Origin of the sequence: Pseudomonas sp. Pseusp16 (assembly GCF_047324915.1) — a bacterium.
GTDB lineage: Bacteria > Pseudomonadota > Gammaproteobacteria > Pseudomonadales > Pseudomonadaceae > Aquipseudomonas > Aquipseudomonas fluorescens_CD.
In genome coordinates this window covers 2416555-2434128 of sequence record NZ_CP168522.1, presented here as the reverse complement: position 1 = coordinate 2434128, position 17574 = coordinate 2416555, and the positions used below count along the sequence as shown (strand labels likewise).

The following is a 17574-nucleotide window of genomic DNA, read 5'->3' as shown; positions in this document are numbered from 1 at the left end:
CTCCCACAGGGGATGCGTCAACCCGCGAATGGAATACTCTCCACCACCTCCAGGTCGTAGCCGGTCAAGCCCGCATATTTCAGCGGCGGCCCAAGGTGGCGCAGCTTGCCCACGCCAAGGTTTTGCAGGATCTGCGCACCGGTGCCCACCTCCGAGTAGATCCGCGACTGCGAACGGCTGAATTGCCGGGATGACTGGGTCAATTGCGGCACACGTTCGAGCAACGCTTGCGAGGATTCGTGATTGGCCAGCACCACCACCACGCCGTGGCCTTCGGTGGCGACACGCTGCAAGGCCGCCCACAAGGTCCAGTTGCTCGGCCCGCTGTACTCGGCACCGACCAGGTCGCGCAACGGGTCAATCACATGCACGCGCACCAGCGTCGGCTCATCGCGGCGCAGATCGCCCATGACCATGGCCATGTGGACACCGCCTTCGATGCGATCCTCAAAGGTGATCAGACGAAAGGTGCCGTGTACGGTTGGCAGATCACGTTCACCGATGCGCACGATGGTGTGTTCGGTGCTGAGGCGGTAGTGGATCAGGTCGGCGATGGTGCCGATCCTGATCCCGTGCTTGCGTGCAAACACTTCCAGGTCGGGGCGGCGGGCCATGGTGCCGTCGTCGTTCATCACTTCGACGATCACCGAAGCGGGCGTGAAGCCGGCCAGGCGGGCCAGGTCGCAACCGGCCTCGGTATGACCGGCGCGGGTCAGCACGCCGCCTTCGCGGGCGCGCAACGGGAAGATATGACCGGGTTGCACGATGTCGGCGGGGCCGGCGTTGGCGGCGACGGCGGCGGCGATGGTGCAGGCACGATCTGCAGCGGAGATGCCGGTGGTCACACCGACGGCGGCCTCGATGGACACGGTGAATGCGGTGCTGAACACACTGCCATTGCTCGGCACCATCTGCTCCAGGCCCAGGCGTTTGCAGTGTTCGTCGGTCAAGGTCAGGCAGATCAGGCCGCGGGCTTCACGGGCCATGAAGCTTATCGCCTCGGGTGTGCAGCAATCGGCGGCCAGCAACAGGTCGCCTTCGTTTTCCCGGTCTTCGTCGTCGACCAGCAGGACCATTTTGCCGAGGCGGTAATCTTCGATGATTTCTTCGATGCTGTTGAAGGCCATGCTGGAGTCTCGGTTTTTGTTGGATGGATAATGTGGTATACCATAATACAAAATAAACCGAGAGGTCACTATGAAGGCGTACTGGATTGCTCATGTGGATGTCACTGATCCCGATCAATACAGCCAATACACGCAGCGCGCGCCGAAGGCGTTTGCCTTGTATGGCGGTCGGATTCTGGCGCGGGGTGGGCGTAGCGAGGCGATGGAAGGCCGATCGACGCCGCAACGCAGTGTGGTGATCGAGTTTGATTCCTATGAGCAGGCGGTGGCTTGCTATCACTCGGCGTTGTATCAGGAGGCTAGGGGGTATCGCGAAGGCGTGGCTTTGGCTGAGGTGATTATTGTCGAGGGGGTACATATCTGATTTTTTGGTAACGGCGGCTGGCGGTTTCGCCCTTACGGCGAGTCCCTTTTGGCAAACGCCCCAAAAGGAACCAAAAGGTCTCGCCCCTTACGTCCGGCCCCTCGCCTGGGCTCGGGGTTCCTTCGCTCCGGCATTCATCCGGGGGCATTGCCCTCCGGTCGGCTGCGCGCGACCTGCATGCAATGAGTTCGACTGCGTCGAACGGCGCTGCGCGCCATTCCCCGGATGAACACCTCCACTCAGCCTGCCGAGGGGGCGGGTGGATCAAGATCAAGAGCTGCAGGCGAGCTAACGCTCGGCCTGTTGAATGGTGAAAAGCGTGGGGGTATGCCGACCTACTTTTGCTCTGCTCTTCTCTCTTCTGTAGGAGCGAGCTTGCTCGCGATGGTCGTCAACGATGACGCGGGCTGTCTGAATGCCCGCGTTGTCCTGGCGTTTTTCGCGAGCTAGCTCGCTCCTACAGGAGAACGCGTTCAATTGCGATCAGGCCGGCCAGTAGGCCGCCTTGCTTTTGCTTTTGATCTTCTTGCCCCCTTGAGGCACCGAACGTCAGGGGCAAGAGCCCTTGGTTACTTGGGGCCGGGCGGTGCTCCGCTCTTCCAAGTAACCCGCCGTAAGGGCGGAACCATAAGCCGCCGTTACCGCAGAAACGGATATGTACACCTTCAAAAACCCACACCGCCTGCTCGCGAAAGTCATTCAACAGACAAAACAGAGGCTACAGCTTAACCCTGTGTTTCCTGTTCCAGCTCTTCCTCGACCGCAGCCGTCTTACCCTTGGTCTTCAACTCGCTGACAATCACCGCCGCCACAATCAATCCGGCGCCGACCAGGGCAATCGCCGGCAGGCGTTCCCCGGCGATGCGCCCGACTATCCCGGCCCATACCGGCTCACCGGCATAGATCAGGGTGGCGCGGGTCGGTGACACGCTTTTCTGTGCCCAGTTCATCGCCACCTGAATCGCCGCACTCGCGGCCCCAAGGCCCAGTGCGCTGCACAGCAGCAACCAGGAGAAGTCCGGAATCGCTTCGTTGGTCGGCACCACCATCAGGAACGACAGTACCGAAGTGACCGCCAGTTGTACCGCTGTCACCCGGCGCACATCGACCTGGCCGGCATAGGTGCTGATCAGGATGATCTCGGCCGCGATGGCCACGGCGCTGATCAAGGTGGCGATTTCACCGGGGCTGAAGTTGAACGACGCACCGGCCGGCCCGGACAACAGCATCAGCCCGGTAAAGGCCAGCATGATGCCGATGCTGGGCATCAACCCCGGACGCCGTCCCAGCACCAGCCATTGCAGCAACGGCACAAACGGGACATACAGCGCGGTAATGAACGCCGATTGGCTGCTGGGAATGCTCTGCAACCCGACCGTCTGCAAGCCGTAGCCGAGCATGATCGCCACGCCGATGAATGACCCGGCCTTGAGTTCGAACAGGGTCAGGTCGCGCAGGTGGCGCCAGGAAAACAGCGCGACAATGCTCGCGGCGGCGGCAAAGCGCAGGCCGACGAAAAACATCGGGCCGCTGACGGTCATCGCATGCTGCACCAGCAGGAAGGTACCGCCCCAGACCATCGTGATCAGCACCAGCACGCATTCGGCCTTGCTGAACCTTGTAAAACGGGAGGAAGCCTTTGGGGAATTCACCGACGTCATGACCTTGCACGCTACTGGAGGGAGACGCACAATGCGCCGAATGTTGCGCAGTATACTGCCCAACCCCACTCAGTGAGCAATATAGTGCACAAAGATTCTACCCAACGGGCATCGGTCCTCCAGCACGTCAGTCAAAACGTCCGTCGCTTGCGTCATGCCGCCGACCTGAGCCAGACCGCGCTGGCGGAAAAGTCCGGTGTCAGCCGTCGAATGCTGGTGGCGATCGAGGCGGGGGAAAAGAACGTCAGCCTGACCACCCTCGACCGGGTGGCCGAAGCCCTCGACGTTGCCTTCAGTGATTTGATCCAGGCCCCCGACGCCCGCGATCCGAGCCGTATCAATGAACTGGCCTGGACCGGCACGATTCCCGGCAGCAAGGCGGTGCTGCTTTCCAAGGCCCAGGCCAGCCGCGAAGTCGAGCAGTGGGAGTGGTGCCTGCAACCGGGCGAGGTGTATCCGTCGGAGCCGGACGCCGATGGCTGGAGCGAGCAGATTTATGTCTTTGAAGGTTGCCTGACCGTTATGCTCGGCGACCAGCCACAGCATATTGCGGCAGGTGAATTCTTCATGTTCGCCAGCAACCAGCCGCACTGTTATCGCAACGACGGCGCAGTGGCGGCGCGGTTTGTGCGAAATGTAGTGATCTGAACAGGGAGTGCACGATGGACCAGACCTTGACCAATGACGCGGACATCCTGATTGTCGGCGGCGGCCTCAGTGGCGCGATGCTGGCGGCGCAGTTGATGCGTTTGCCGGGCCAGCGCCGGGTGCTGGTGATCGAGCCCCGGGCCGAGCTGGGGCGGGGCGAAGCCTACAGCGCGGTGGAGCCGGGCCATACGCTCAACGGCAATGCGGCGCGGATGAGTGTCGACCCGGACAACGCCGACGACCTGACCCAATGGTTGACCGAGTACATCGAGGCGGGCGGCTGGCCGGAATCGGATCAGCAGCACGTACCGGTCAGCGAGCTGTTTCCACCGCGGGGCGTTTTCGGCCTGTATGCCCGGCAGCGCCTGGCGGAAGCGCAGGCGGTGGGTGCCTTGAACGGTTCGACGGTCGGGCATGTGCAGGCCGAGGTGGTCGATCTGCAAACCGATGCCGACGCCGTACGATTGACCCTGAGCGATGGCCGATGCGTGCAGGGCGCTTTTGCGGTACTGGCCACCGGGATGTTTCCCGCCGCGCGCACGCCACAAACCCGGTCCAGTGGTTTGAACGCGGCGGCCCTCGATCCGTGGGATGTGGCGGCCATGCAGCAACTCGATCCGCAATCGACGGTCATGATCATCGGCTCGGGCCTGACCATGGTCGACGCCGTGGTGTCCCTTGAACAGGCCGGACACCGTGGGCCGATCGAAGTGTTTTCCCGCCATGGACTGTTGCCCCATGTGCGGCGCCAGCCACCGGCCTGGGTGGATTTTCTCGCTGAGGACCCGAGCATCCGCACACCCCGCCAGTTGATGCGCGAGCTGCGTCGACACTGCCGGGACGCCATCGCCCAGGGCATCGATTGGCAGGCGCCACTGGACACGGTGCGAGCACACATTGGCCGCTTGTGGCATCAGGCGACGGATGAGCAGCGTCGGCAGTTCGTGCGGCATGTGCGGCCGTGGTGGGAAAGTCATCACCACCGCTCGCCACCTCTGAGCGCCGAATTGGTGGAACGCTTGTATAAAGAAGGGCGGCTACGTATTCACGCAGCCTCGTACAAGGGCCTTGAGCCTGCGATGAATGGCGGGGTGAGTATCCGCCTTCGGCGGCGCGGCGAGGCGCAGACCTGTGTGGTCAGCGGTGCCGCCCTGATCAACTCCAGCGGTATCGAATACGACTGGCGCCGGGTCGCGCGACCGTTGCCCCGGCAACTGCTTGCCCGAGGCCTGGTGCAGCCGGGGCCGTTGGCCCTGGGCATCGCGGCAGAGGTTGATGGCGCGGTCCTGAACGCCGAGGGGCAGCCGGCCCGCCGTCTGTTTGCCATGGGGCCGCCGTTGCGTGGCATGTGGTGGGAAAGTACTGCCGTCACCGATGTGGCGAGCCAGGCCAAGGCGTTGGCCGAGCGGTTGGTGCGCTAATCAGGTTGTGGGGCTGAGTGCATATCCGTTGCTTGGGTAACGGCGGCTGATGGTTTCGCCCTTACGGCGACTCACTTTTTTTGACAAACGCCTCAAAAAAAGTAAGCAAAAAAAAACGCTCGCCCCGAACGTCTGGCCCCTCGCCGGGGCTCGGGGTTCCTTCGCTCCGGCATTCATCCGGGGGCATTGCCCTCCGGTCGGCTGCGCGCGACCTGCATGCAATGAATGGTGAAAAGCGTGGGTCTACGCCGACCCATTGTAGGAGCAAGCTTGCTCGCGATGCACGTCAACGATGACGCGGTCTGCCTGAATCCCCGCGGTGTCTCGGCGTTTTTCGCGAGCAAGCACGCTCCTACAGGGGAACGCGTTCAATTGCGAACAGGCCGGCCAGCAGGCCGCCTCGCTTTTGCTTTGGCTTTTGATCTTCTTGCCCCCTCGAGAGGCCGAACGTCAGGGGCAAGAGCCCTTGGTTACTTGGGGCCGGGCGGCGCTCCGCTCTTCCAAGTAACCCGCCGTAAGGGCGGAACCATAAGCCGCCATTACCAAAGATCCGGATATGTACACCTTCAAAGCGTAAGCTGCCCCCCACCCGAGGTCGCGGTTTTCCATAGGGTTGAAGCCAGCCCCATCAGCCAGCGTGGCTGATGGGGCGCAGGCTCAGTTGGCGATCACCGGCACCGTCTGCACGGAGCCTTGGGACGAGCTGACCGTGGCGGTCGGGTTCGCTGACGGAACGACCGTGGTGGTGTTGTTCACCGTCAGCTTCCAGCGACCGTTCGCCGGTACGGCGGTGGTGCCCAGGGTGACCAGTCCGGTCGGAGTGGTGACCTTGATGGTGATGGTGTTGCCGGTGGTCACCGATGAGGTACCGGCAAAGTTCCAGGTGAAGCGGTTGTTGGAGCGGGCGCTCACCGTTGCGGTAGTCACTGCGAAGGTTTCCGCAACAGGCCGTGGCGAGACCTGCACCGTGACCGTGGCCGGCGACGTCGACTGGGCACCGAAGCTGTCCCGGGCGATGTAGGTGAAGGTCGTGGTGAAGGCCGTGGGGAAGGTGGCCGGTGGGGTGTAGGTGAGCACTGTGCCGTTACTGCTGACGATGCCGCGACCTGTCGGTGGTTGAGTGAAGCTGGCGACCGCTAGCGGCAGGTTGCCTTCCGGATCGGTGTCGTTGGCCAGCACGTTGATTGGAATCGCCACACCCAGTGTGGTGACGGCATCGGCGACTGCCACCGGTGGCCGGTTAGGCGCCACGGTGATGGTCACGGTTGCCGCCGTCGTCGAGGCCAGGCCTTTGACGTCCTGGGCCTTGTAGGTGAAGGTCGTGGTCAGCGGCGCGTTGACCACAGCGGGAGGGGTGTAGACCACCGCCGTAGTGCCGCTCAATGCTACGGTGCCCTGGCCGGCGGTCGGCGGGGTCAGCGCGGTAATGCTCAGCGGCGTATTGCCGTCCGGGTCCCTGTCGTTGGCCAGCAGGTTGAGGGTGATCGGCACGCCGAAGCTGGTGCTGCCGGTATCGGCGACGGAGATCGGTGCCTGGTTCGCGCCGGTGTCCGGTGCGGTACCGACCACTACGACCGGCTCGGTGTCACTGCCGCCGGCAGCGGATTTCACCGTAACGGTTGCAGGGGGTTGGCTCAGGTCAGCCACCGTCAGGCGTTGCAGGGTGCCGGTTTTCGATAGCCTTCCGTAGCCCTGGGCGACCATGTCCGGTACCACCACTTCGTCTGTGGAGGTGGCCTCGATCAGCAGGCTGTGGTTGCTCCAGTTGTAAAGGGCGGTCTGGATTTTCACCACGTCCGAGAGCTTGCTCGACACCGCGGTCGGGCGGGTGGTCCCTGCCGGGTTGGTGGCAGTGACCACCACGACCGGAGGCACGGTTGCGTTGGTCAGCAGATGTTGGGCGAAGAACACGCCGTTGTTATCGCTCAGCATGTTGGTCTGGCAAGGCGATACAGGCGGGCCGGGCACCAGCGCGATGCTTTCACGGAAGCACAGGGTCGAACCGTTGGCGGCTTTGGCAAACACTTCGACCCGGGTGGTGTTGCCGCCCGTGCCTGCTGTGCGGCGGTAGGTGGCTCGGGTCATGTCCACCGCGGTTTGCGCGCGGTTGTCGAGCACCTTGCCGGACAGGGTGAAGAGGTTGGTCTGGATGGTCCCGGCCGGACCCTGGATGCGCACGAAGTTGGTGTTGTTGGGGCTGCCGGTCACGGCTTCGGTGAGGTTCGGGTCGCCGACGAAGGTCTCGATGGCGCCGGTGTCCGGGTTCACCGCGGTATAGGGGCCGTTGACGCTGCGCAGGAACGGCCCGATCGCTCCGTTCACTGCACCGCTGAAAACCCCCGGTGCACCGACGCCGACGTCCCGGGTGATGTTGATCGCACGACGGCCTGGGGTGGTGACGTTGACCGTTTCCACGCCGTAGGGGTGGGTAATGGTGTAGGTCCCGGCAGTGGGAATGTTCACCCGCATACGAATCCGCGCGAAGCTGATCTGGTCGCCGTCGACCGGATTACCGCCAGCAAAGGCAGCCTCGATCCCGGCGACATAAGCGTCCATGCCATAGCCGGCGGCGTTGTTGGGGATGCTGGTCTCGGCGAGGAACCAGAAGGCTTCGTCTGGCCAGTTATCCGGGAACACCATTGGCAGGGTGTCGTCGAAAATGCCTGGTGTCGGCAACAGGGTGCACATGTAGGCCGGTGGCACACTGGCTGGCACCCGTGTGCTGACGGCTCGGGACTGGCACAGCTCCATCGACAGCTGGTTCTGGTCCTGATACCAGATCGGGAATTTCCCGGTGGCAAAGGTGTAAGGGCCGGGATCGACGGCGGCAAGTTGCGCGAAAGCACTGCCGGACAGCGATAGAGTCAGTCCCAGGGCGTTGAGCGCCAGGCGTGGCCAATTGTTCATGATGCCTCCTGATGAGGATCTGGGCATGTGAGCGTTCATTGCACGATGACCACTTCTTCGGTATCGCTGCCGCCATTGGATGACGTCACGCGAACCTGGGCTGGCGGAATCGGCGAGATGCCGGTGGCCAGGCTTTTCACTGCACCGTCGCCACTCAGGGCGCCGATGGCGAGACCGGTGCCAGTGGTAGCGGTGAGTACCGGTGGCGACGTTTCATCGCTGGTCGAGGCCGTGATGGTGATTTGCCCGGTGCTCAGGCTGTATTCGGCACGTGAGATCGTCACCAGGTCGGTCAGCGGCATGGGCAGGGTGGTCGGCGTGCTGCTGGCGATGGCCAGGTGGTTGTCGGCGGTTACCTGCAAGGTGCTCGGCAGCGTCGGATCGTTCGGTGACTGCGCATACCAGTGGCCGGTGGTGTTCGCTTCGGTGAAGTTCAGGACCGGGTTGTTGCTGGCCAGGGTCACAGTGGCCGGTGGTGGCGGGGCCAGCACGAACACGTCCTGCTGGGCCACCGGTGCACTGGTACCGGCATGCCGCGAGTAGGTGCTGCGCTCGGCGATCACCGGGGTTGGCCGGACCACCGACGACAACTTGCCGGAAACGGCAAAGAGGGTGGTGCGCAAGTCCAGGCCATTGGGGCCTTCGATGCGCACGTAGTTGGTGTTGAACGGGCTGCCGGTGACCGCTTCATTGAGGTTCGGATCGCCGACGAACTGTTCGGCCTGGCCCGTGGTCGGATTGGTCTCGGTATAGGGGCCATTGACGCTGCGCAGAAACGGCCCGACGTCGCCTTTGAGCGCACCATCGTAGGTTTTTGGCGCACCGATGCCGATGTCCCGGGTCATATTGATCGCCCGTCGGCCGGGGGTGTCGACATTGAACACTTCGACGCCGTAGGGGTGGGTGATGACATAAGTGCCGGCGGTAGGCACGTCGATGCGAATACGGATACGGGCGAAGCTGATCTGGTCGCCCTCCAGTGGATCACCGCCACTGAAGGCGGCTTCGAGCGCCGACACATAGGTCAGGTCGATGCCTCGGGCGGCATCGACGATGGTCGTTTCGCCTGTAGCCCAGAACGCTTCGTCGGGGAAATTGGTCGGGAAGACCAAAGGTTTGGTGTCATCGAAAATGCCGGGATTAGGGATCAACGAGCACATGTAAGTCGGGGCGCCTGGTGCGCTGGCAACCCTGGAACTGACAGCCTTTGATAAGCACAGGTCAAGGGTTCGGCCGTGGCTATCCTGATACCAGGCGGCGAAATTGCCATTGGCTGGCAGGTAGGGTCCGGGGTCTACGGCAAACAGCGCTGCCTGGGCAATGCCTTGGGCTAGAGCGGTAAAAACCAGGGCGGTCGCGGTTTTGCACAGTAAAGGGTGCATGAGTATTCCCTCTATCGAAGTACCTGCCCCTTGGGGATGGGTCAGTTGGCTGGGAGTTTGGCAACTTCCATACCAATCAGCGAAAACGCCCGTGATAGGCCCGAACTACAGGCGTTGGCGCAGTCGCGGGTGACAGACTGGAAAGTTCGAGATCGGGCGGTTTTCCCCAACATTGGGGGTGGATTGGGCGGCGGGGCGGATGGGGAGTCGCAGTACCCAGGTTCGGGCAAACCGCCATGGGTGGGCTATAAACCTATAGGGGGGTAAACCGGGAACCGTGTCCATGACCACAATCGCCAAAGTGCTTGCGACCGAAAGCGAAGTCCGCTTGAACACGCGCAAGCAGCCGTTCGATCTGCTGCGCTGGTTTTCGCTGGTCAGCATGGCGGTGATCGGGACTGTGGCGGTGGCGCTGGGGGCGGTATCCACGCGGTTCGTGATTACCGAAAGCGTGCAGCGCGATGCGCTATTGACCTCACAATTCATTCAGGCGATTGCGTGGGCCGAGGTGCGCCATGCACCGATTCCCAACATCCGGACCATGGGCGACTTGCTCGACCCACGAAAAGACAAGGACTTTCCAGACGTCGACCCGCTGGCCCGCGCCAGTGCCCGTGGTGATTTCCTCGACCATATCGAAAATTTGCCGGACGTGATCCTGGTCAACATCTATGCCCCCGACCGCATGGTGATCTGGTCGACCAACCCGGCCTTGACGGGCACCACGATCCAAGGCGATGAGGACCTTGAGCGGGCGTTCAGCTCGAAGCTACCTGTGTCGACCAGCTACCACGATGTCGACAAAACCCGCATGGAGCAGAAGTTCAGGGTGCCACCCAAATACCTCTTCATCGAAAACTACATTCCCCTGTTCGATGTCGATGGCCGCACCGTCACGGCGATGGTCGAGGTATACAAGGAACCGCAGGACCTGATCAACCGCATGGAGCGCGGCCTGGTGCTGATCTGGCTGGCGACCGCCCTGGGCGGCGGTCTGATTTACCTGGGCCTGTACTGGATCGTGCGGCGGGCAGCGATCCTGCTGGCGACGCAGCAGAAGCAATTGATCACCAACGAAACCTTTGTGGCCCTGGGGGAAATGTCCTCGGCGGTCGCCCACAGTCTGCGCAATCCGTTGGCGACCATCCGTTCAAGCGCCGAGCTGGCGATAGAGTTCGACAACGGTCCGGCACACGGGAATATCAACGACATCATTAGCCAGGTCGATCGCATGTCGACATGGGTCCGGGATTTGCTCCAGTCCCTGCGACCGCTCAATGACGAGGCTGAGCCCGTGAACCTGGTGGCGGCACTGCATGACAGCCTGATGGCTTTCGAGCACCAGATCAGCAAGGCCAGGGTCAACGTGGTGTTCGAGCCGGACCAGACGCCCATGGTCCTGAGCCAGCAGGTGCAACTGACCCAGATCCTCAACAGCCTGCTGTCCAACGCGGTGGAAGCCATGGACAACGGCGGTACGCTGACCATCCAGATCGAGCCGCCAGATGCGCAGCGCGTCAGCGTGAGGGTGAGCGATACCGGCAAAGGCATGAGCGAAGAACAGCGCACCATGGCCTTCCGGCCGTTCTTCACCACCAAGCAGGGCGGGCTGGGCGTCGGGCTGGTGCTGGTCAAGCGGATCATGGAGCGTTTTGGTGGTGTAGTGACCCTCGACAGTCGCGAAGGCGCGGGCACCACTGTTCGTCTGTCGTTCAAGTTGGCCCCATGAACATTCCCCGTTAGTGGGGGTCAGTCCCCGGTCATTTCCATGGTCAATGGCATATTGATTTTGATAAGTCATTGTTTTATCGAGTGTTAATGCTTTTATATAAGTCAGTCAAAAAGTTGGCGAGGTCCTTGCATCGTCACCATCACCTCCTACACGATTGCGAGGCGGCTGGTGATGGCAAAAAAAGCGCGCTACAACTTCAAGCGTTCAGGAGCGTTTACGCCTTTGAAGCTGCATTCACCACGCTCGCGGGCCTTGGGCATGCACCTGGTGCTGATGCTGGTGACCGGTTTGCTGGCCAGCCAGCTGCTGGTCGCCAGCCAGCCATTATCGACGCCCGAACCTGCTCCGGCATCCACTCCCGTACCCGCTGTCGCTGAAGCCGATACCCCGTGGGGCGGCAACTATTTCCCCAACACCCTGCTGACTGACCAGGACGGCCAGCAGCTGCGTTTTTTCGATGACATGATCAAAGGCAAGGTGGTGGTGATCAACTTCATCTTCACCTCGTGCAGTGACTCCTGCCCGCTGGAAACCGCGCGCCTGCGCCAGGTGCAGAAATTGCTGGGGGATCGGGTCGGCAAGGACATCTTCTTCTATTCCATCAGCATCGACCCTCTGAGTGATACACCCGAAGTGCTGAAGGCTTATGCGCAACGCTTCCAGGTCGGGCCGGGCTGGAAATTCCTCACCGGGGAGTTCGCCGACGTCACCGATCTGCGCAAGAAACTGGGATTGTTCATTGAAGGCATCGATAACGGGCGCAACAAGGACCACAACCTGAGCCTGATCGTCGGCAACCAGGAAACGGGCCGCTGGATGAAAGCCTCGCCGTTCGAAAACCCGTGGATGCTGGCCGACCAACTGGCCAATACCCTGCAGAACTGGAAGCAGCCCAGCGTCGAAGAAAGCTACGCCGATGCTCCGCAAATCCGCCCGCCGAGCAATGGCGAAGAGCTGTTCCGCACCCGTTGCGCGTCTTGCCACAGCCTCGGTCCGCTGGATGGACAGGGCATCGGCTTGCGCAGCATCGGCCCGGACCTCATCGGCGTGACCCATAGGCGCGAACTGGCCTGGCTCATCCGCTGGATCCGCGAACCGGATCGCATGCTCGTGGAAAAGGACCCGATTGCGATGGAACTGTTCGATAGCTACAACAGGATCCCGATGCCCAACCTGCGGCTGGATGAGCATTCCGCCCGGTCCATCATCGATTTCCTGCATGAAGAGACTGACCGTCAGCATTCGCCAGCGGCCAGTGGTAACGAGGAGCCTGAGCACCATCATTCGGTCGCGCAACCCGAGATGAGCCAGGCGCAATAGTGTCAAGAAAATTACATTGGCCAGTCAGTTGCTATCAATGCCACCTACACTGATGCAGACAGCGGCTGAACAGGCTCGATTTCAAGCATCCAGGACACCGCCATGCAGATACTGGAACAACAAAAAGTAGCTGCGCCGCAGGCTCCGGCAGCACCGCGCAAGGGGTGGCGGCCGCAGTTCAACCTGCTCCGCTGGTTCTCCCTGGCAAGCTTTTTCATCATTGCCGCGGTGGCGTTGGGGCTGGGTTACATCTCCACGCGCTTTGTGGTCGATGAAAGCATCGAGCGCGATTCAATGCTGACCGCGCAGTTCATTCAATCCATTGGCGAGGCCGAAATCCGTCATGCCGGGATTCTGCCGGGCAGAACCATGGGTGAAATGCTCGACCCGCGCCTGGACCATGCCGATCCCGACATCAACCCCGAATCCCGGGCCGCCGCGCGCGTCGAGTTTCTCGACCATGTGGAGCATCTGCCGGACATCCTGCTGGCGACGGTATATGCCCTGGACCGCACCGTGGTCTGGTCGACCAACGCCGAGTTGATCGGCGTGCGCATCGAAGACGACAGTGAGTTGGACGAGTCCTTCGAAATGAAATCGCCGGTGTCCACCAGCTACCACCAGATCGATGAGGAACGTCCCGAACAGCGTCTGCTGCGCGAACCGGAATACCTGTTCGTCGAGAACTACATTCCGATGTTCAACGCCGACAGAAGCAAAGTGATTGCCATGGTGGAGATCTACAAGGAACCGGTGGACCTGGTGGAACGCATCCAGCGTGGCTTCAAGGCGATCTGGCTGGCCACCCTGATCGGTGGGGCGGCCATTTACCTGGGGCTGTTCTGGATCGTCCGGCGCGCGGCAATACTGCTGCAGAGCCAGCAAAAACAACTGATCGCCAACGAAACCTTTGTCGCCCTGGGGGAAATGTCCTCGGCGGTGGCCCACAGCCTGCGCAATCCGCTGGCGAACATCCGTTCCAGCGCCGAACTGGCCCAGGACATCGCCAGCCAGACCGCACAGAAAAACATTGGCGACATCATCAGTCAGGTCGACCGCATGTCGCGTTGGGTCCGTGAATTGCTGGTGTCGTTGCGACCGATGAATGACGACTTCGAAACGGTCGACCTGGTACTGGCCCTGGAAGACACCTTGAGTGCCTTTGAGTCCTTGATCAAACGTTCGAACGTCGAGGTGCGCTTTTCTCCCGCCAGCGTGCCACCGGTCGTCAGCCAACAGGTGCTGCTCACGCAAATACTCAATAGCCTGTTTGCCAATGCACTGGAAGCCATGCCCAAAGGGGGCGTGCTGAAGATCGAGATCGACTCCTCGGTTCCTGGCGACGTGAGCATGATCCTGACCGACACCGGCAAGGGGATGTCCAAACAACAACAGCAAATGGTCTTCAAGCCGTTTTTCACCACCAAACAAGGCGGATTGGGCGTTGGCCTGGCCCTGGTCAAAAGAATAATGGAGCGGTTTGACGGTTCGGTCGAACTGACCAGCCGGGAGCAGGAAGGAACCCGCGTTTGTCTCAATTTCAGAGTGGCAACGGGAGGGGAGTATGGAGCACAGCATTCTGCTGGTCGAGGATGACGAAATCCTCGCCGAGAATATTCAGACTTACCTGGAGCGCAAGGACTTCGAGGTGACCGTCTGCCACTCGGCTGAAGATGCACTGGAGCAATTGGGTTCTTTCGCTCCTGACGTGGTACTGACCGACAACTCGTTGCCGGGCATGAGTGGTCACGACCTGATCCAGAAGCTGCGCATCAGTGCGCCGGATCTGAAAGTGATCATGATGACCGGCTACGGCAACGTCGAAGACGCCGTGGTGGCGATGAAAGAGGGCGCTTTTCACTACGTCACCAAGCCGGTGGCCCTGCCGGAGCTCAAACTGCTGCTGGACAAGGCCCTGGCCACCGACCGCATGGAGCGCACGCTGTCGTTTTACCAGGAGCGCGAGGCCCAGAAGTCGGGGGTGCAGGCACTGATTGGCGAGTCGGCCCCGATGGCGTACCTCAAGAGCACCATCAGCCAGTTGCTCGACGCCGAACGGCGGATGGCCAACAGCGATCTGCCGCCGGTGCTGGTGGAAGGCGAGACCGGCACCGGCAAGGAACTGGTGGCCCGGGCCTTGCATTTCGACGGCCCGCGCAGCAAGGGCCCGTTCATTGAATTCAACTGCGCTTCGATCCCGTCCAATCTGGTGGAATCAGAGCTGTTCGGCCACGAGAAGGGCGCCTTCACCGACGCCAAGGATCGTCGCATGGGGCTGGTGGAAGCGGCCGATGGCGGCACGTTGTTCCTCGACGAAATCGGTGAAATGGACCTGCTGTTGCAAGCCAAGCTGCTGAAACTGCTGGAAGACCGGACCATTCGCCGGGTCGGCTCAGTGAAGGAGCGCAAGGTCGATCTGCGGGTGATCAGCGCCACCAACTGCAATCTCGAACAAATGGTCCAGCAAGGCAAATTCCGCCGCGATCTGTTTTTCCGCCTGCGCATCATTTCGATCAAGGTGCCGCGCCTGTATGCCCGTGGCGCCGACATCCTGCTGCTGGCCCGGCACTTCCTGGCACTGCATGGCAAACGCTACGGCAAGCCGAACCTGCATTTCAGCGACCAGGCCGAAGAGTTGCTGCTCAGCTACAGCTGGCCGGGCAACGTACGCGAATTGCGCAACATGCTGGAGCAAACCGTGCTGCTGGCGCAAAGCGACACCATTGCCGCCCATCAACTCAACGTTTGTTTGAGCCTGGTGGATGAGCCACCGAAGTTTCATCATGAACCACAACACTTCAGCGAACCGCGTCCGTCCTACAACAGCAGCGAATCCATGAACCTGCCGGAAGTGGAGCGCGACATGGTGCGCAAGATGCTCGACAAGACCGACTGGAACGTCACCAAATCGGCACGCCTGCTGGGTCTGAGCCGCGACATGTTGCGCTACCGGATCGAAAAACTCGGCCTCGCCCGCCCGGACAAACGCCAGTGGTAGGGAAACTGATTGAGAACGCCCCCTGGTGCTCACTGCAACACCGGGCCCTGCCTCAGGCAGGACAGCATGCAATCGGGATTCTCGACTTCCTGGTTCACGTAGACGCCATGCTCCGGATCGTAGGAGCGGATAAACACCCGAACCGTGGCGTCGGCCACGGTCGGCAGGCGCGAATCGTAGAACACATGCTCGCTTGAAACCGGGATGAAATCCCCGGGTGCGGTCGGAATGTATGTGCCCGGCGGCACGCTGCTCATGGACGGTGGTACGGGGTGTGCGAAGGGTTGGTCGGCGCCGTAATAGTTGAATTCACTGCTGTAGTCAGTGGTGGCTGGCAAGTCGTCGGCACGGGCGACAGCGGTCGCGCTCAGGCAGACGGCGAGCAAAAGCCTCAGGTCGATTATTTTCATGGCAACACCTGCGAAATCGGTTTAACCGCATGTCCCCAAGGTCATTAACTATAGCTGTCGCCGTGGGCAGTCGTCGGCGCTGCGCGGATTACAAGTTCGCAACATCTGCCAGGATGGGGTTGATCTAGACTTCGGCCGGTCAAATCGACGACCCGAACCCTGGAGCGTGCAATGGAAATGCCGACAAAAGAACAAGCCATCGCCAGTAACCGCGAGGCCTGGAATGACTCTGCCCGTCACCACAAGGATTCCGGCGAATGGCAAGCCTTGTTGAAGGATGTGGCGCACGCGGATTTTTCCTGCCTGGATGAGACCCTGACCGCTTTGCTGACCCAGACAGGCGTCGACGGCAAGGAGGTGGTGCAACTGGGCTGCAACAACGGCCGCGAAAGCCTGTCACTGTTCGCCTTGGGCGCGCGCAGCGTGGTGGGTGTCGACCAGTCTGAAGCATTTCTCGAGCAGGCTCGGGAGCTGGCGTCCCGCTCGCCCCATGCGCCGCAATTCATCGAAGCGGACATTCACCACCTGCCTGCGCAACTGCAGGAGCGCTTTGACCTGGCGCTGATCACCATCGGGGTCTTGAACTGGATGCCTGACATCGGCGAATTCTTCCGCCATGTGGCGAGCACGCTGAAGCCGGGTGGGGCGCTGGTGGTGTACGAAACCCACCCGTTCCTGGAAATGTTCGACCCCGAGGCAACCGATCCTTTTCGCCTGGACAGTTCATATTTCCGTCGCGAACCGTTCGTGCAACACGAACCGATCGTCTACGAAGGCAGGATCGAACAGCCATCGGCGGCATCCTACTGGTTCGTCCATACCCTGAGCGACCTCTTCAGCGCCGCCATTGCGGCAGGGCTGCAGATTCGTCACTTCAAGGAATACCCGCACTCCAACCGCGAAGAACTCTATGATCGTTATCAGCAGCAGGCAGCGCAGTTGCCGTTGTGTTTTACGTGGGTGGTGGTGAAGAGCTGAGTAGCGGCTGTTGACTGTGTACATATCCGGTTTTTTGGTAACGGCGACTTGGGGTTTCGCCCTTACGGCGAGTTCCTTTTGTCAAACGACACAAAAGGAACCAAAAGGTCTCGCCCCGAACGTCCGGCCCCTCGCCAGGGCTCGGGGTTCCTTCGCTCCGGCATTCATCCGGGGGCATTGCCCTCCGGTCGGCTGCGCTCGACCTACATGCAATGGGTTCGACTGCGTCGAACGGCGCTGCGCGCCCATCCCCGGATGAACGCCTCCACTCAGCCTGCCGAGGGGGTGGGTGGATCAAGATCAAGAGCTGCAGGCGAGCTAACGCTCGGCCTGTTGAGTGGTGAGGAGCGTGGGGGGACGCCGATCTGCTTTTGCTCGGCTCTTCTGTGGGAGCGAGCTTGCTCGCGATGGACGTCAACGATGACGCGGGCTGTCTGAATGCCCGCGGTGTCCCGGCGTTTTTCGCGAGCAAGCTCGCTCCTACAGGGGCACGCGTTCATTTGTAGTCAGGTCGGCTGTCAGGCCGCCTCGCTTTTGCTTTGGCTTTGGCTTTTGATCTTCTTGCCCCCTCGAGAGGCCGAGTGGAGGTTCTGCGCAGTGGGCAACCCGGCATGGATGCCGGGTTA

The 17574-nt window shown here is 61.4% G+C and carries 13 protein-coding genes; 8 read left to right on the top strand and 5 right to left on the bottom strand.

Translation table 11 applies throughout. The features are described from left to right. Nucleotides 1-17: 17 nt before the first annotated feature. A complete protein-coding gene (ribBA, locus tag ACEN8Q_RS10860) occupies nt 18-1127 on the bottom strand; it encodes a bifunctional 3,4-dihydroxy-2-butanone-4-phosphate synthase/GTP cyclohydrolase II (RefSeq protein WP_413428147.1) in 1110 nt (369 codons plus the stop codon). A 70-nt stretch (nt 1128-1197) separates the two neighbouring features. Between ribBA and ACEN8Q_RS10855 the strand changes: the two genes are divergently transcribed. Continuing rightward, nucleotides 1198-1491, top strand: a complete 294-nt coding sequence (locus tag ACEN8Q_RS10855) for a DUF1330 domain-containing protein (protein ID WP_413428146.1) — start codon at nt 1198-1200, stop codon at nt 1489-1491. A 725-nt stretch (nt 1492-2216) separates the two neighbouring features. Here the strand turns inward: ACEN8Q_RS10855 and ACEN8Q_RS10850 are convergent. Beyond that, on the bottom strand, nt 2217-3152 hold the full coding sequence (locus tag ACEN8Q_RS10850; RefSeq protein WP_413428145.1) for a DMT family transporter: 936 nt from the start codon (nt 3150-3152) through the stop codon (nt 2217-2219). 84 nt (nt 3153-3236) lie between these two features. Between ACEN8Q_RS10850 and ACEN8Q_RS10845 the strand changes: the two genes are divergently transcribed. After that, nucleotides 3237-3800 (top strand): helix-turn-helix domain-containing protein, encoded by a 564-nt coding sequence (locus ACEN8Q_RS10845; RefSeq protein ID WP_057399748.1) that lies wholly within the window; start codon nt 3237-3239, stop codon nt 3798-3800. A gap of 14 nt (nt 3801-3814) precedes the next feature. Beyond that, nucleotides 3815-5221: an FAD/NAD(P)-binding protein gene (locus tag ACEN8Q_RS10840; protein ID WP_413428143.1), complete on the top strand. Its 1407-nt coding sequence runs from the start codon at nt 3815-3817 to the stop codon at nt 5219-5221. Between the two features lie 657 nt (nt 5222-5878). On the opposite strand, the gene ACEN8Q_RS10835 is transcribed toward ACEN8Q_RS10840, so the two are convergent. Both ACEN8Q_RS10835 and ACEN8Q_RS10830 read right to left on the bottom strand, forming a co-directional pair. Further along, nucleotides 5879-8128 (bottom strand): Ig-like domain-containing protein, encoded by a 2250-nt coding sequence (locus ACEN8Q_RS10835; RefSeq protein ID WP_413705155.1) that lies wholly within the window; start codon nt 8126-8128, stop codon nt 5879-5881. A gap of 35 nt (nt 8129-8163) precedes the next feature. Then, nucleotides 8164-9510 carry a hypothetical protein gene (locus ACEN8Q_RS10830; RefSeq protein ID WP_413428141.1) on the bottom strand — a complete coding sequence of 449 codons (1347 nt, stop codon included), beginning with the start codon at nt 9508-9510 and terminating at the stop codon, nt 8164-8166. Nucleotides 9511-9793: 283 nt separating this feature from the next. Between ACEN8Q_RS10830 and ACEN8Q_RS10825 the strand changes: the two genes are divergently transcribed. From ACEN8Q_RS10825 to ACEN8Q_RS10810, 4 genes are all read left to right on the top strand, one after another. Then, the gene (locus ACEN8Q_RS10825; protein WP_413705154.1) at nt 9794-11239 is read left to right on the top strand and encodes a sensor histidine kinase; all 1446 of its coding nucleotides are present in this window, start codon (nt 9794-9796) and stop codon (nt 11237-11239) included. A 174-nt stretch (nt 11240-11413) separates the two neighbouring features. Next, the gene (locus ACEN8Q_RS10820) at nt 11414-12562 is read left to right on the top strand and encodes an SCO family protein (protein WP_413705153.1); all 1149 of its coding nucleotides are present in this window, start codon (nt 11414-11416) and stop codon (nt 12560-12562) included. Nucleotides 12563-12664: 102 nt separating this feature from the next. Continuing rightward, entirely contained in the window at nt 12665-14158 is a 1494-nt protein-coding gene (locus ACEN8Q_RS10815) for a sensor histidine kinase (RefSeq protein ID WP_413428758.1), read from the top strand. Beyond that, nucleotides 14127-15560, top strand: coding sequence for a sigma-54-dependent transcriptional regulator (locus tag ACEN8Q_RS10810; RefSeq protein WP_413428759.1), 1434 nt, complete (start codon nt 14127-14129; stop codon nt 15558-15560). The genes ACEN8Q_RS10815 and ACEN8Q_RS10810 overlap by 32 nt, the downstream gene beginning before the upstream one ends. A 29-nt stretch (nt 15561-15589) precedes the next feature. Here the strand turns inward: ACEN8Q_RS10810 and ACEN8Q_RS10805 are convergent, their stop codons facing one another. After that, entirely contained in the window at nt 15590-15970 is a 381-nt protein-coding gene (locus ACEN8Q_RS10805; protein WP_413428760.1) for a hypothetical protein, read from the bottom strand. 171 nt (nt 15971-16141) lie between these two features. Here ACEN8Q_RS10805 and ACEN8Q_RS10800 point away from each other — a divergent pair, with 171 nt between their 5' ends. After that, a complete protein-coding gene (locus tag ACEN8Q_RS10800) occupies nt 16142-16948 on the top strand; it encodes a class I SAM-dependent methyltransferase (protein ID WP_413428761.1) in 807 nt (268 codons plus the stop codon). The last annotated feature ends 626 nt before the right edge of the window (nt 16949-17574 follow it).